This window comes from Kosakonia sp. AG348, from assembly GCF_003337365.1.
In the GTDB taxonomy this organism is placed as follows: Bacteria; Pseudomonadota; Gammaproteobacteria; order Enterobacterales; family Enterobacteriaceae; genus Kosakonia.
The window spans coordinates 184,706-199,463 of record NZ_QPJR01000004.1 but is presented as its reverse complement, the minus strand read 5'-3'; the positions used below and the strand labels follow the sequence as shown (position 1 = coordinate 199,463).

12 protein-coding genes are annotated in these 14,758 nt (G+C 55.4%); 9 read left to right on the top strand and 3 right to left on the bottom strand.

All coding sequences use genetic code 11. The features are described from left to right. Window positions 1-108 precede the first annotated feature (108 nt). A complete protein-coding gene (gene ldcA, locus DFO56_RS11155; RefSeq protein WP_045509831.1) occupies window positions 109-1,020 on the bottom strand; it encodes a muramoyltetrapeptide carboxypeptidase in 912 nt (303 codons plus the stop codon). A 100-nt stretch (window positions 1,021-1,120) separates the two neighbouring features. On the opposite strand from ldcA, the gene emtA reads away from it, so the two are divergent. Beyond that, the gene (gene emtA, locus DFO56_RS11150; protein WP_016495642.1) at window positions 1,121-1,732 is read left to right on the top strand and encodes a membrane-bound lytic murein transglycosylase EmtA; all 612 of its coding nucleotides are present in this window, start codon (window positions 1,121-1,123) and stop codon (window positions 1,730-1,732) included. Here emtA and DFO56_RS11145 read toward each other — a convergent pair whose 3' ends face one another. Next, complete coding sequence (locus tag DFO56_RS11145; protein WP_016495643.1) at window positions 1,733-2,464, bottom strand: flagellar brake protein; 732 nt, start codon at window positions 2,462-2,464, stop codon at window positions 1,733-1,735. 210 nt (window positions 2,465-2,674) lie between these two features. On the opposite strand from DFO56_RS11145, the gene DFO56_RS11140 reads away from it, so the two are divergent. Then, window positions 2,675-2,929: a GlsB/YeaQ/YmgE family stress response membrane protein gene (locus DFO56_RS11140; protein ID WP_045509827.1), complete on the top strand. Its 255-nt coding sequence runs from the start codon at window positions 2,675-2,677 to the stop codon at window positions 2,927-2,929. 69 nt (window positions 2,930-2,998) lie between these two features. Here DFO56_RS11140 and DFO56_RS11135 read toward each other — a convergent pair whose 3' ends face one another. Continuing rightward, entirely contained in the window at window positions 2,999-4,720 is a 1,722-nt protein-coding gene (locus DFO56_RS11135) for an alpha,alpha-trehalase (RefSeq protein WP_045509824.1), read from the bottom strand. A gap of 982 nt (window positions 4,721-5,702) precedes the next feature. On the opposite strand from DFO56_RS11135, the gene DFO56_RS11130 reads away from it, so the two are divergent. From DFO56_RS11130 to tssA, 7 genes are read left to right on the top strand one after another with little or no spacing between them, the layout of a single operon-like run. Then, window positions 5,703-6,194, top strand: coding sequence for a hypothetical protein (locus DFO56_RS11130; RefSeq protein ID WP_016495646.1), 492 nt, complete (start codon window positions 5,703-5,705; stop codon window positions 6,192-6,194). Between the two features lie 23 nt (window positions 6,195-6,217). Continuing rightward, a complete protein-coding gene (gene tssJ, locus DFO56_RS11125; RefSeq protein ID WP_045509821.1) occupies window positions 6,218-6,724 on the top strand; it encodes a type VI secretion system lipoprotein TssJ in 507 nt (168 codons plus the stop codon). 24 nt (window positions 6,725-6,748) lie between these two features. Then, window positions 6,749-8,092 carry a type VI secretion system baseplate subunit TssK gene (tssK, locus tag DFO56_RS11120; protein WP_016495648.1) on the top strand — a complete coding sequence of 448 codons (1,344 nt, stop codon included), beginning with the start codon at window positions 6,749-6,751 and terminating at the stop codon, window positions 8,090-8,092. Window positions 8,093-8,109: 17 nt separating this feature from the next. Then, window positions 8,110-9,348, top strand: coding sequence for a DotU family type VI secretion system protein (locus DFO56_RS11115; protein WP_016495649.1), 1,239 nt, complete (start codon window positions 8,110-8,112; stop codon window positions 9,346-9,348). 3 nt (window positions 9,349-9,351) lie between these two features. After that, window positions 9,352-12,963, top strand: coding sequence for a type VI secretion system membrane subunit TssM (gene tssM, locus DFO56_RS11110; protein ID WP_045509818.1), 3,612 nt, complete (start codon window positions 9,352-9,354; stop codon window positions 12,961-12,963). Between the two features lie 18 nt (window positions 12,964-12,981). Further along, window positions 12,982-13,692: a type VI secretion system-associated protein TagF gene (gene tagF / locus DFO56_RS11105; RefSeq protein ID WP_016495651.1), complete on the top strand. Its 711-nt coding sequence runs from the start codon at window positions 12,982-12,984 to the stop codon at window positions 13,690-13,692. A gap of 11 nt (window positions 13,693-13,703) precedes the next feature. Further along, window positions 13,704-14,717: a type VI secretion system protein TssA gene (gene tssA, locus DFO56_RS11100; protein WP_045509815.1), complete on the top strand. Its 1,014-nt coding sequence runs from the start codon at window positions 13,704-13,706 to the stop codon at window positions 14,715-14,717. The last annotated feature ends 41 nt before the right edge of the window (window positions 14,718-14,758 follow it).

Below are 14,758 nucleotides of genomic sequence, written 5' to 3'. Positions count from 1 at the left end.
TAATCCTCACCGTGGGGGATCCCGGGCGGCAGTAACCGGCCGGGTTGATTAGTGCGTCATATAATAACGGCAGAAACAAGGCTTTAATAAGAGCATAAAGCGCTTTTTTTACCTCAAGATCGTGGGATGACCCGTTAAGGTCAGTTGCGTCTTTTCAGCATGTTGCAACCGGGCATGCGCACCGAGCGGCAGTGTGACGGTCTGCGGTTCATGACCAAACGCCAGCCCGCTGACCACCGGGATCGTCAATTGCGCGCGCAGATAGTCGATCATCTTATTAAGATTGTAGCCCGCATCGTAGTCGTTGGGTTGCGCCAGCGAGAAACTGCCGAGGATCAGCGCCCGCTGCTGCGCCAGAATACCTGAGTGCAACAGCTGCAACAGCATGCGTTCCACGCGGTAGGGATGTTCATTAATGTCTTCCACCACCAGAATGCCGCCGGGTATGGACGGCAGCCAGGGCGTACCAATCAGCGAGGTTAACATCGCCAGGTTTCCACCCCACACCGTGCCTGCCACGTCACATTGCGGGCCTTCACCGTCCCACTCAATGGTAAAGGTTTCATTGCTGATGGCGCGCCAGAAGTGCTCTGCCGTAAAGGTGTCCAGCGTTTCGGCACCGAAATTACCCGCCAGCATTGGCCCGCTAAACGTGATGACTTTTCCGTATGCCAGCAACCCCAGTTGAATGGCGGTGAAATCGCTATGGCCGCAGATCAGCAACGGTTGATGCTGCTGGCGCGCCACCAGCGCCTGCCAGTCAATATCCGCGAGCAGACGGCTGACGCCGTACCCCCCGCGCACCGGCATCACGATAATGTTGTCGCCCGGCAATTGCGCCAGTGCGTTGATATCCGCCAGGCGCTCTTCGTCATGTCCTGCGAAACGCTCATGACGGCGGGTGATGACGTGCTGATTGTTAACCTGATGGCCTTGCGAAGTGAGACGTTCGACGCCAAGCGCTGCGGCGTGCTGGTTAATGCAATAGCCGGAAGGGGCAATCAGATGGAAGGTGGACATGGCAATTCCTTGCTGACATCTATAGGGAAACAGTTATCATGCCGCTAACCTGTGTCGTTGTCATCCGTAGCCGATGACACTTATAGAAGGATTAGCTTGCGTGAAATTGAGATGGTTTGCTTTTTTAGTGGTACTGCTCGCCGGATGTAGTTCAAAACAGGATTATCGTAACCCGGACTGGAACCCGGAAGTGCCGGTAAAACGCGCAATGCAGTGGATGCCCATCACCGAAAAAGCCGGTGCAGCCTGGGGCGTCAGCCCGCAATTGATCACCGCGATGATCGCCGTGGAATCCGGCGGTAACCCGAATCTGGTCAGCAAATCCAACGCCGTTGGCCTGATGCAGCTTAAAGCCTCCACCGCCGGGCGCGAAGTTTACCGTCATATGGGCTGGAGCGGGCAACCGTCCACCAGCGAACTCAAAAACCCGGAGCGCAACATCTCCATGGGGGCGGCTTATTTGAGTATTCTTGAGCACGGGGCGCTGGCAGGCATCCGCGATCCGAAAGTGATGCAGTACGCGCTGGTGGTCTCGTATGTGAATGGCGCAGGCGCGCTACTGCGGACTTTCTCGTCCGACAGAAGCGAAGCCATTGAAGAGATAAACGAGTTAAGCGCAGACGCGTTTATGAAGCATGTGGCGGAAAACCACCCCGCGCCGCAGGCGCCGCGCTATATCTGGAAAGTGCAAAAAGCGATGGATGCGATGTAATTAGCGTACCCGGCTGGCGCGTTCGCGCGCCTCGCGCTCCAGGGCAAAAATAATGCGCTGGAGCTCGCGTTCCACGCCCGGGCTGACATTCAAAAAGCGAAAACTCAGACGCGGCGTGACAATGGTTTCATTCTTGCCATCAACGACTTTACGCTCGCCAATCGCGATCAGCTGCGCGTCAAAATAGAACTGCCCCCACGACGCCATATCCAGTTCCACTTTGGAAAAACGCATGCCCGGTTGCAACGCGGCAGGCGCTTCGCCATCCAGCAGCGCGCCCATGCCGCCTAATGACAGGTCGAACAGACGAAAGCGAATCTCGCTTTTATCCGGCATAAATGCCTTACAAAAATAGGCCGGGTGGAGCGGGGCGCTGATGCGAAAATATTCACGGCGCTGAATAAACCACAGCGTTTCCGGAAGCGGAGTAATAAAAGCAGGTAAAGCCTGAAAATCGCCTGCAGAAAGCTTTGTCAGTGTGAATTCGACTTTGGCGCCATGTGTTTCAGCGGTCACGGTAACCTTTCCCGCACGCTGTACTGCGTTGTTCTCGTACTCCTGGCTGCCAAAATCCATGACCAGCTCTTCTGGATTCACTTCCAGTATCTTGCTGATGAACTGACCGCTGCCCCAGGTGATGCAAACGGGCACCTGGTTCTTTTGCAGGTCGCGTAAAACGCCCAGCACGGCCAGAGGATTTTGTTTCAGGAACTGCTCACTGTAATTGCTCACGCCGAATGGCTCCTTGATGGCTGACACACCTTCGTTGCTTTATCGGCATTCCCGGCAAGAACTTAATACAAATAACGTAATTATTTTCGTAATCCGTTTGAATTAAGTCTGTGAGATGAAAATGTTTTATCACCGACATCTATACTGTAGCTAACGCGTCGCCGAAGTGGTATGTGCGCGTCAACAAGACTAACAGAAGGAGAGAGAAACATGGGCATTCTCGCGTGGATCGTTTTTGGCCTGATTGCTGGCGTTATTGCTAAGTTGATTATGCCAGGACGGGATGGAGGCGGTTTCATTCTGACTTGTATACTTGGGATCGTCGGGGCCGTTGTCGGCGGCTGGCTCGCGACACAATTTGGTTATGGCGGAGATATTACCGGCTTCAACTGGCACAGTTTCCTGATCGCGGTGCTGGGTTCGATTGTCGTGCTGGCCATTTTCCGGTTGTTCAGACGGAATTAACCGCCAGTTCATCCGTTTTTTGAGACAAAAAAGCCGCAACATGATTGTTGCGGCTTTTTACTGTGCGCGTTACTGCGCGACGGCTTGCTGCTGTTTTTGTGGCTGAGTCGTTGGTTCAACCTTCGCGGCAGCCTGCTGTGCGGGCTGCGTTTGCGGTACGCTGTCGCACGGTTTCTCTTTCGGGCAGATCAGATCGAGCATTTTCAGCGTCACACCGTTGGTCCAGCCGAAACCGTCCTGCAGCGGATATTCGCCACCGCCGCCACCGGTGCCGGTGGTACTGACATCATATTTCTCGACCAGTTTTTTCTCACGATCGTAAGTGTGCTGCACATTAGTCAGAAAACGCCAGCTCACTTCCATTGCCAGTTTCTGCTGATCGTAATTTTGCAGGCCCGCTGTTGCCACCCATTGCAGCGGTGCCCAACCGTTCGGCGCATCCCATTGCTGACCGCTCTTCACCGTAGTGGTAGCGATACCCCCCGGCTTCAGCAACCGTTCTTTGGCCGCGCTGGCCACTTTATCGGCGCGATCTTTGGCGGCGGCATTAACAAACAACGGGTAAAGCGCTGCGGCTGTCAGCTGATTACGCACCTTCTTCGTCTTCAGATCGTAATCCGCGTACCAGCCCTCTTTTTCATTCCACAGATTGGCCTCGATACCTTTCTGACGCGCGTTCGCCAGCGCATCGTACTGACTTGCTTTCGCGCTATCGCCAGCTGCCTGATAACCACGGGCGAGCATTTTTTCCATCTTGAACATCAGCGCATTCAGATCAACCGGCACAATGCTGGTGGTACGAATGGTGCCAAGCTGATTGGGATCGTCCATCCAGCGGGAGCTAAAATCCCAGCCCGACGCGGCGGCAGAACGCAAATCGCGGTAAATCTCGGTTGCCGGACGATTGGGGTTATTTTTGGCCGTTGTTACATCATCCAGCCACGACTCCGGGCGCGGCGTATCGCGCTCGTCCCAGTAGCGGTTCAGGATGCTGCCATCGCTGAGCTTAACCACGCGCTTATTGGCCTGGCCTGGCTGCAGCGTATCTGCACCTTCCATCCAGTACTGGTACTCTTTTTCCATTTGCGGCAGCCAGGTTTTCAGCGCTTCGTCACCGTCGTGCGTGGCCAGCAATTCCACCATCAATGAGAAGAAGGGCGGCTGCGAGCGGCTCAGGTAGTAGCTGCGGTTGCCGTTAGGAATATGGCCCCACGTATCGATTTCATGGCCAAAGTTGCTGATCATGTCTTCAATCTTGTCCCAGTGGCCGCTCTCGGCGAGGCCGAGCATCGTGAAATAACTATCCCAGTAATAGACTTCGCGAAAACGTCCACCCGGCACGACATAAGGTTTTGGCAGCGGCAGCAGCGAATCCCATTTCCCTGCGCTGTCGGTGGTGCGTGTTAACACCGGCCACAGCCCGTCAATATGCTCACGCAGGTTTTGTCCTTCAGGCGGAACATACTTTTCCCCCTCTTTGGGCAACGTAAAGTTCACATCGACAAAGTGGCGTAAATCGAAACTGGTTTGCGTGCGCTGCATGCGGTAATCCGCGAGGATCATCAGCGGGTCGCCTTTCGGCACGGCATCGGCAAAGGTTTTTTGATCGGGAAAGAGCTTAGCGGTTTGCACATCGCTGAACAGCGGACCGAGCAGAACATCCGGTGGCTGCGGCGTATTTTGCGCCTCAGCGGCGAAAGAGTGGGTAGCTGTGGCGAGTAACGCGCCGCCTAACGCGATTTGCATGACCAGCAGCAGAGCGCGCGGTCGGTGTAGAACAGGTCTTGTCATCGATTATTCTCCTTAGCGGGTGCACAGCGGTGCTGCCGCAATCAACCTTGCACAAAACCATAGTCGAATCTGAAACAAATCGTGTGTCGCGTTTGGCATTTTGCACGATTCCAGACAATTTCCCCGTCTGGCTGGTAGAGCAGGGGACGGATTTTATGCTCTCGCTGCACGAATAATCAGCACCGGCTGCATACCTGTCCGTCAGGGGCTTTTTATTTATTTGCGACAGGGCCCGAAATGGGTAAATAGTGCGCTGTATCAATTTTGCTGAATGGGTTCGTTTATTGTCGATTCACAAAAATTAAGTCTGACTACACAATTTAAGGTGGGTTGAAATTTCATATGAAAGTAAAGAATGTTTCCTGCCAGGGACTGTTACACACTTGACTATCGTGCTGTGGAAATAATGTTTATTTGTTCAATATATTTTGCCTATCAAAGCCAAAATAACGCCGTTGCTTATCTTGTACGTTAATCCGCACTTTTATTCAGGTAATTTCACTACTAAATATTGTAGGGTTTATCACATTAAATTAGTTTTTAGGATTCATCCTATCTCGCATTTTAAAATATATGCTATTGCCTTGTTGTCACTAATATTGATTAATAATCAGCGATTTATGCAAAGATTGCGCACCGTTACAAAATGGGTGGGTTGGCATCTTTACGGATTATCATCTAAAGTGAAATTCTTTCTTGAGAATTGTCCTAATTTGCAAAAAAATTAAATAATAGTATTTCAACAGGTCGGAGATCATATTGAATTGAATAATCTGATCTGTAAAATTGTGTCACGATAGTCAATGAAAAGTAATATTATTGCGGCCTGTCCCTGCGACAGACTCGTGCGGTAGCTATGCCTTTTATTCATTATCTGAGCGTTTAACTGGACATGGATTTGCGTCATTTAGAGCGATTTAAATACCCTTTCCAAAACGCTCCAGGTCAACACAGTAATATATTTGCAATGGAAAAAAACGTTATGAACATGCGAATGGTATTGGCTCTTCTTTTTGTCTTTGGCGTTTCGGCTTGTAAAGCGCCACCTAAACCCGCCCCAACCGATGACACCATCGTCACCAGCGAAGTGAACGGTGTCACGCTGACACACCGCTACGCGGTTATTCCGCCGAAGGAATTCCAGCCTATCAAACAAGACTATCGCGCGCTTTACCCGGCGTCGGTGATGAGCACACCGGATTTCGGCGGCAAAGTGATTCGCCAGCTGCAAGCCGGTAAAACCTATGTGGTTCTGGGGCAGGTTGAACACTTCTGGATGGCGCTGGCCGATGAAGGTCAGGAAGAGCTGATTGGTTATGTACCGATGCGTGCCGTCGTGAAAAGCGAGCTGTACGAAAAAACCCTGCGTGATGACGCACGCAAACTGAAACGTAAAAAACAGACCTGCGTGACTGTCGATGGCAGCGGTAAGGCTTGCAAAAACGCCAACTCCGGAACGTGGATCATCAATTAATCCAGCCGTGACGAGTACCTGGTATGAATAATAATTCGGTTGTACGCCAGATTAGCCTGGTGTTTTTCTTTGTGCTGGCCACCCTGGCCAGCGGTTGTGGCTCCTCTTCACACAGCGTACCTACCAGCTATAACCTTCAGTTCAGGGCTCATCCGCAAATCAATGAGTCCGCTCCCCTTAAAGTCAGGGTGTTGCTGTTGAAATCGGACGCGACATTTATGTCCGCCGATTTCTGGTCGCTGCAAAACAACGCAGATAGCGTACTTGGCGCCAACCTGCTGAACAGTGATGAATTTTTCCTGATGCCCGGCCAGTTGTCGAAAACGCTGAGCGGTAAAAGCGCGCCCGACGCGCGTTACATCGGCGTGATGGCGGAGTATCAGGCGCTGGATGGCAAAAAATGGCGGATGTCCTTACCGCTCCCGGTGCAGGGAGAGACGCACTTCTACGAATTCTGGAAATCGTCGTCAGACGAACTGGAAGCCAACATCTTCCTCGACGTCAATGGCATCCGTGTGGTTTCCAAATAGCGCCAGTCTTAACAGGAAAACCGTATGAACAAAGCAGAAAAGGTCGTGTGGACCGAAGGTATGTTTCTGCGCCCTCATCACTTTCAGCGAGCGGAAAGCTATCTGCAACACCATATTCGCGAGTGGGGGACACTGCAGCGCCCGTATCTTTGGGGCTACCTTGATATCGAGCTCGACGATGCCATGCTGCGCCAGGGCTGTATTGCCCTGAGTTATGCCAGCGGTTTACTGCCGGATGGCACGTTCTTCTCATTCCACGATGCTCGCCAGGCGCCCACACCGCTGGCTATCCCTGACAACATCAACAATGAGCGCGTGGTGCTGGCGCTGCCTGCCCGTCGCGGCGGGCGTGATGAGGTGATCTTTAGCGAAGAGAAAGATTCGCTGGCGCGTTATGTCACCTGGGAAAGCGAAGTCGATGACGATAACGCCATGTCCGTCGGGCCGGCGGCGGTGCAGTTTGGCCGTCTGCGTCTGAAACTGATGCTGGAAAAAGATCTCTCGGCAGAGTGGACGGCGATCGGTGTCGCGCATGTCGTAGAAAAACGTAACGATAACCACGTTCGAATTGATAGCCGTTATATTCCGCCGATGCTGAATGCGGTTAACAACCCGGCGATTTACGCCATTATCAACGATCTGCAAAGTTTGCTGATGCAGCGTAGCCAGCAGATTGGCCAGCGTCTGCGCCAGCCGGGGCGTTTTAATACCTCTGAAATGGTGGAATTCACGCTGCTGGCCTTGATTAACCACCATGTCGGCCAGGTTTCCCATCTGAAAACGCTGCCGATGATCCACCCGGAAGAGTTGTGGCGCAGCTGGCTGGCGTTTGCCACCGAGCTGACCACCTGGACCGCGTCACGCTCGCCGGAAGAGACGCTGCCGGTTTACGACCATGACGATCTGGCCGGGTGTTTTGGCAAGTTACAACTGATGCTGCGCAATGGGTTGTCTCTGGTGATGGAAGAGCACGCCATCCAGTTGCCGCTCACCGAACGCACGCACGGGTTGAATATCGCCACCTTGCCGACCACCACCATGGCGCGCGAGTTTGGTTTCGTGCTGGCAGTGAAAGCCAGCGTCCCTGGCGAAATCCTGCAAACCCATTTCCCGGCCCAGATGAAAGTCGCGCCGGTCACCAAAATCCGCGACCTGGTGCAGTTGCAACTGCCGGGTATGAAGCTGCGCACCATGCCGGTCGCGCCGCCGCAAATTCCGTGGCATGCCGGTTACAACTATTTCGAACTGGAAAAGGGCGGCGAGCTGTGGAACGAAATGGAAAAATCGGGGGCTTTCGCGCTGCATCTGGCAGGTGAATTCCCGGGTCTTGATATGGAGTTTTGGGCCATCCGTAGCCCGACTGAATAATACAGCGAGCGCACAATATGCAGGAACAACAAGCCTCCGGCAGCGATGCCGCTCTGGCAGGAGCAAGTGGCAACAATCCTTTGGTCGCGGCCGCCAACCCGCTACTTAACGCGATACCGCAGATCCGCTATTCCGTTTCTCATGATGATCAAAGCGGTCTGCGCCAGCACCTGATTGATGAAATTCGCCGTTTTGAAGTGCGCTGCCAGCAATCCGGGCTGGCCTACGAAGTGATCGTCGGCGCCCGTTACTGTTTATGCACCGCGCTGGATGAAGCGGCGGCGCTCACGCCGTGGGGAAGCCGTGGCGTCTGGTCCGGTAGCGGTCTGCTGGTGACGTTCCACAACGAAACCTGGGGCGGGGAGAAATTCTTCCAGCTGCTGGCACGCTTGTCGCAAAACCCGCGCGAACATATCGCGCTGCTGGAACTGATCAACTTCTGCCTGTTACTCGGTTTTGAAGGACGTTACCGGGTGATGGACAACGGCCGCACGCAACTGGAAACCATCAAACAGCGCTTGTGGCAGATGATTCGCGGTGTGCGTGGCAACTATCCGCCGCCGCTGTCGCCGCACCCGGAAGATCAACCGGTCATGCGCAAATTGTGGCGGCCGGTTATTCCGCTGTGGGCGTGTGTCGGGCTGGCGGGATTTCTCGCCTGCCTGTTCTATATCGTGCTCAACTGGCGTCTGGGTGACAGCACCAACCCGGTGCTGGCGAAAATTTACCAAACCCAGTTGCCGGAAGCGGCCATTGAGCAGCCGGTACAAAACGTGCAGCCGGTACTTAACCTGCGCGCGTTTCTGCGCCCGGAAATTCAGGCAGGCCTGGTGGCGGTGCGCGATGAAGCCGATCGCAGCGTGGTAACACTCAAAGGCGATGGGCTGTTTGCCTCGGGATCGACGGTGGCACGCGAAAGCTATGAACCGGTTATCGATCGTGTTGCGCAGGCGATGAATAACGTCAGCGGCAAAATTCTGGTGGTGGGTTTCAGTGACAACGTGCCGATCCGCAGTGCGCGTTTCGCCTCGAACTACGAGCTGTCGCTTGAGCGCGCGCGTTCTGTGCAGTCGCTGCTGCAAAAACACCTGTCGCAACCGGCGCGTGTGAAAGCGGAAGGGCGAGGGGAGATGAACCCGATAGCGCCGAACAACTCGGCTGAAAACCGCGCCCGTAACCGCCGCGTAGAGATTACTTTGCTGGTGTCGCCGGGAAATACGGCCGCCGAGCTGAACGGATTGCCGCAAGGAAACTAAAGGATGAATATGTTGCTTTCATTGCTGACCAACCGCATTTTGTGGGGTTTCCTTGGCGTAACGGGGCTGGCCGCGGTTATCTGGATGATTGGCCCGCTGCTCTCCGTCGTGGATTCCCGCCCGCTTGAGTCTGAGCAAAACCGCATGATCACCATTGCGGTGATGTACCTGATTTGGGTTCACAGCCACATTGTGCCGCGTCTTTACAACGCCTGGCTCAACCGCAAGCTGATGGACAACCTGAAAAGCGAAGAGGCAAAAGATCCGGTTGAGCGCAAACGCCTCAATAACGAAGATCAGGTGCTGAACGAGCGTTTCGAAGAAGCCGCGCAGGTACTGAAAAAAGCGCACTTCAACCAGCCAGGTCAGCGCGGACAGTGGGCGCAGCGCTTCAGCACCCAGTATCTGTATCAACTGCCATGGTATGTGATTATCGGTGCGCCGGGTTCCGGTAAAACCACTGCGCTGGTCAACTCTGGCCTGCAATTCCCCCTGGCGGATCGCTTCGGTAAAACCGCGCTGCGCGGTATTGGCGGTACGCGTAACTGTGACTGGTGGTTTACCAACGAGGCTGTGCTGCTCGATACCGCCGGGCGTTATACCACGCAGGAGAGCGAGCAGGTTCAGGATGCGAGCGAATGGCTGAAGTTTCTTGGCCTGCTGCAAAAGTATCGCCGCCGTCAGCCGATCAACGGCGTGATTGTGACGGTCAGCATTGCCGATCTGCTCACCCAGTCAGCCGAGGCATCGCGCGAACAGGCGCTTAACCTGCGCCAGCGTTTGACCGAGTTGCATGAACAACTGGGGATCCGTTTCCCGGTGTATGTGCTGGTGACCAAAGCGGACTTGCTGAAAGGTTTTCGCGCGTATTTTGCTGGCTTTGATAAAGCGCAGCGCGATCAAATCTGGGGTTTCACCTTCCCGTGGGAAAAAGCCAAACTGGCGGATTTCGACCTGCAGGGCAGTTTTATTCAGGAATTCGCGCTGCTGCAACAGCGTCTGGACGCGGCCCTGCCGGATACGCTACTGCGTGAAAGCGATGCGCAAGCCCGCGCGGAATGTTTCCTGTTCCCGCAGGAGTTCGCCGCGCTGCGTCCGCTGCTGGCAGATTACCTGAACACCATTTTTGCCCGCTCTAACTTTGAAACCGAGTTCTCCCCGCGCGGCATCTATTTTGCCAGCGGTACGCAGGAAGGCCTGCCGTTTGACCGCGTGATGGGTGAACTGAACCGCGCGCTGTCGCTGCCGCAGGGCAAATCAGGCGATAACTGGGATTCGGTCAGCAAAGAGGAACCGGTGCCGGGCGGGAAAGGGCAGAGCTTCTTTATCAAGCATCTGCTGCAAAACGTGATCTTCCAGGAAGCCGGTATCGCCGGGCAAAACCGCTGGTGGGAACTGCGCAGCCGGGCGGTGATCTGGTCCGGTTATGCGGCGCTGCTGGCGCTGCTGATTATTATCAGCGCCTTGTGGTTTACCAGCTACGGCAACAACCGTGATTATCTGGATGAAGTGCAGACCAAAGTACCGGCCCTTGACCAGCAGATCAAAGCGCTGCGTAACCGCCAGCAGGGCGATCTCTTTGCCTTGCTGCCGCTGCTTAATGGCCTCTCTGCGCTGCCGGAAAGCGAGAAGTTTGACGTCAATAACCCGCCGATCACCCGCCGTATGGGGCTCTATCGCGGTAACGATGTGGCGGACGCCTCGCAAACCCTGTACCAGAAAGCGCTGCAACAGATGCTGCTGCCGGAAGTGGCGATGCGCATCACTACCTGGTTGCGTAACGACAACGGCAGCGATGTGGAATACAGCTATGAAGCGCTGAAAGCCTATCAGATGCTGTATCAGCCGAAGCATTACGACGGTAAGTTCCTGCACTCGTGGGTGATGCTCAATCTGCAACGTAACCTGCCGCAGAACGTTACCAAAGCGCAGTTAAGCCAGCTTGAGTGGCACCTGACGCAACTGCTGGAGCCGCAAATTCAGTCGTCGCCGTATGCCAAAGACGAGGCGCTGATTAGCCGCGAACAGGCGTTAATTAACCAGCAACCGCTCTCCACCCGCGTTTACGGACGGCTGAAACGCCTGCTGGAGCGCGATGAAAACCTGAAGCAGGTTTCGCTGGCGTCGCTTGGCGGCCCGCAGAGTGAACTGGTTTTTTCCCGCAAAAGCGGTAAGCCGGTCGGTGAAGGGCTGCCGGGGTTGTATACCCCGGATGGGTACTGGAACAGTTTCAATGCGCAAATCGCGCCGGTCACCGCCTCGCTGCATGAAGATGATGTCTGGGTGCTTGGCTCCACCACGCAAGCGGAAGACAAACAGCAAACCGATAACGCGGTGCGCCAGTTGTATGCACGGGATTTTATCGCCATCTGGGATAACTTCTTAAGTGACATTCAGCTTAATAACAGCGCGGATCTGAACCAGCGCATCAATACCGCGCGTCTGCTTTCCGGAAACAACTCACCGCTGCGCCGGCTGGTTATCAATCTCAGCCAGCAGTTGAAACTCAGCCGTGATGACGTGGCGGATGGTAAAGAGAAAGCGCCGGAGAGCAGCAACCGTGGTACGCAGATGCTCGAAACGCTGTTCAGCAACCATGACGGCGCGTCAGCGACGGCAAACGCCGCCGCCAGCCAGACGCCGGAACAGCGTGTCACCGAACATTTCGCGCCGATCATCGAACTGGCGCAGCCGCTGGAAAAGGGCGGCAAGACCATTGTGTTTGATGATTTTCTCAAACAGGTTGATGAGCTATATCGTTACCTGACTGCCGTGCAGGATGCCGCCAACAGCGGTATGCCACCGCCGGGCGGCGAAGCAATCAGCCGTTTGCAGGCCAGTGCCGGGCGTTTACCTGGCGGGCTGCAAACCATGTTCAGCAACATGGCGGTTGGCGCGAGCAGTGATACCCAGCGCCGGGATATGGAAAACGTGCGCAAGCGCATCAGCGTGGAAGTGGGCAGCTTTTGCCGCCAGGCGATTGCCGGACGCTACCCGTTAGTGCGTTCCGCCAGCAGCGAAGTTACCCCCGACGATCTGGCACGCATGTTTGCCCCTGGTACTGGCCTGATGGATGTCTTTTTTCGCGACAACCTGACCAACAAAGTCGATACCACTCAGGCGACATGGCGTTTTATGCCGGGCATCGATGGCAAAACCCTGCCGGGCAGCGAAGGGGTGCTGGTGCCGTTTCAGCAAGCGCAATCGATTCGTGACGCGTTCTTTGCCAACGGCAGCGCAACACCGTCGTTTCGCACCACGGTGCGTACGGTGCGCATGGATAACACCATCCTGAATATGACGCTGGATGTAGACGGACAAATCCTTCGCTACAGCCACGGCCCGCAGGCGGTGCAAATCGTTAGCTGGCCGGGTTCCGGCGGCACCAACCAGGTGCGGATGCAGTTAGGGCTGGCCAACGGTACAACCGCTACGCTGGTGACCAACGGCGCCTGGGCGCTGAACCGCTTTTTCGATAAAGCGCGCGTCAGCCCCGGCAGCAGTAGCCTGAGCCGCCAGGCGACATTCACGGTTGACGGACATCAGGTGACGCTGGAATTCGCGCCGAACAGCATCCGCAACCCGTTCCAGCTTCCACGTTTCGCATGTCCTTGAACTGCAAAGGAACGCCTAATGACTACGACTTCTGCAATTAGCTGGTATGGCAAACTGCCCAGTGCGGGCGATTTTTTACAACGCCGCTTTCCTGATGCGCTTCAGCGTCAGTGGTCCCACTGGTTTCAGGTGGGGCTGATGAACTGGCAGAAAGAAGAACAGCGTACAAACGACCGGCAGTTCAGCAATGCGCCGATCTGGAATTTTGTTGTGCCGCCGATGCTCGGCGGGCAGCAGGTGCAAATGGGGTGTCTGCTGCCAGGGCGCGACAGCGTTGGTCGTCAGTATCCACTGTGTGCGTTGATGGCGATCAACCCGCTGGAGTGGTCGCCACGCCATTTAGCGAAGGCGGGCGACTGGTATGAACAACTCGGGCGCACCATGCTGCATGCCGTGCGCAATGGGTTTTCACCCGAACAGCTCGACCAAGCGCTGCTCTCCATTCCACCCGTACAACTGGTGGAGCCGGAAACGCGCTCGGAAATTCTGGATGTGATTGGTTATGACGGCGACGGCGAATCCACCATCGGCTGGCGACAGGCCGCCGAATGTTTTGATCCGCTGCGCCAGATCAGTTTCTGGTGGACCAACCGCAGCGATGGCTACCCGCTCTACACCCATGTGCACAGCGGCAATTTTACCGGCCAGTTATTCACGCTGTTGTTTGAGCCGGCGGGTGGCGCAAGACCCGGTCGCCATGGCCTCTACCCACCGATGTTTGAAGAATAAGCAGGTTGCGGATGACTATAGAATCGTTACTCGCTCCGGTCAGCCCGGAGCAGCCTTGCGGTGAGAATCTGGAGTACGACGCCGATTTCCAGGCGATGGAGCAGGCGAGCCTCGGCAAAGCCGAGCAGCAGTTTGGCAGCACCATTATTCCCGCCGAACCGGCAGACTGGACGCGGGTGGAAAAACTGGCCACCGGGCTGCTGGCGCGCACCAAAGATATCCGCGTGATGATGGCGTTAACCCATGCGTGGACTCGACGTCGCGGGCTTGAAGGCTATGCTGATGGTTTAATGCTGTTAGGTCAGGCGCTGGCGCTGTACTGGGATCAACTCTGGCCTTCGCTGACTGACGGCGGTGAATTCGACCCGTTTTATCGCATTAATGCGCTGGCGGGGTTAAGCGATAAATCTTCGCTGACCACCACGCTGCGCCAGTCGACGCTGCTGCGCAGCAACGGTGATGAGCTAAACGTGCGCGACGCGCAGGCGTTGCTTGACGGCAGCAAAACGGAATGTGCAGGCTATCCTGGCGGTCGGGTGCGTCTGATTGATGAACTCACGCGCGGCGGTCAGCCTGGCATTGAGGCTATCTGCCAAATCGAAGGGCGTCTGCAAACGATCCGTACATGGTTGCTCGAACAACTGGGCGAAAGCGGGGTGCCGGAAATGGAACAGTTACTCAAAACGGTCGGGTTAATCGCCGGCGTCAGCCGCGCTAACCGCACGGAAGAGCAACAGGCGACAGAACAAACGGCACCTGCGGATAGCGCACCGCAACCGGTTGTCGCGACACCGCTTGCGGCGCATACCGACTGGCGAACCGCACAGGTCACCACGCGTGCCGATGCGCAACTGATGCTGGAAAAAGTGAAGCAGTATTTCACCCAGCACGAGCCGAGCCACCCCGCGCCGTTGATGATTGACCGCGTACAGCGGCTAATCGAACTGGACTTTATGGAGATTATTCGCGATCTGGCGCCCGATGGCGTGAATCAACTGCAAAACATCTTTGGGCGTCAGGACTGACGCGTACCGAGTTATGACGGCAGGCGCGTTGCCGGTCGTCA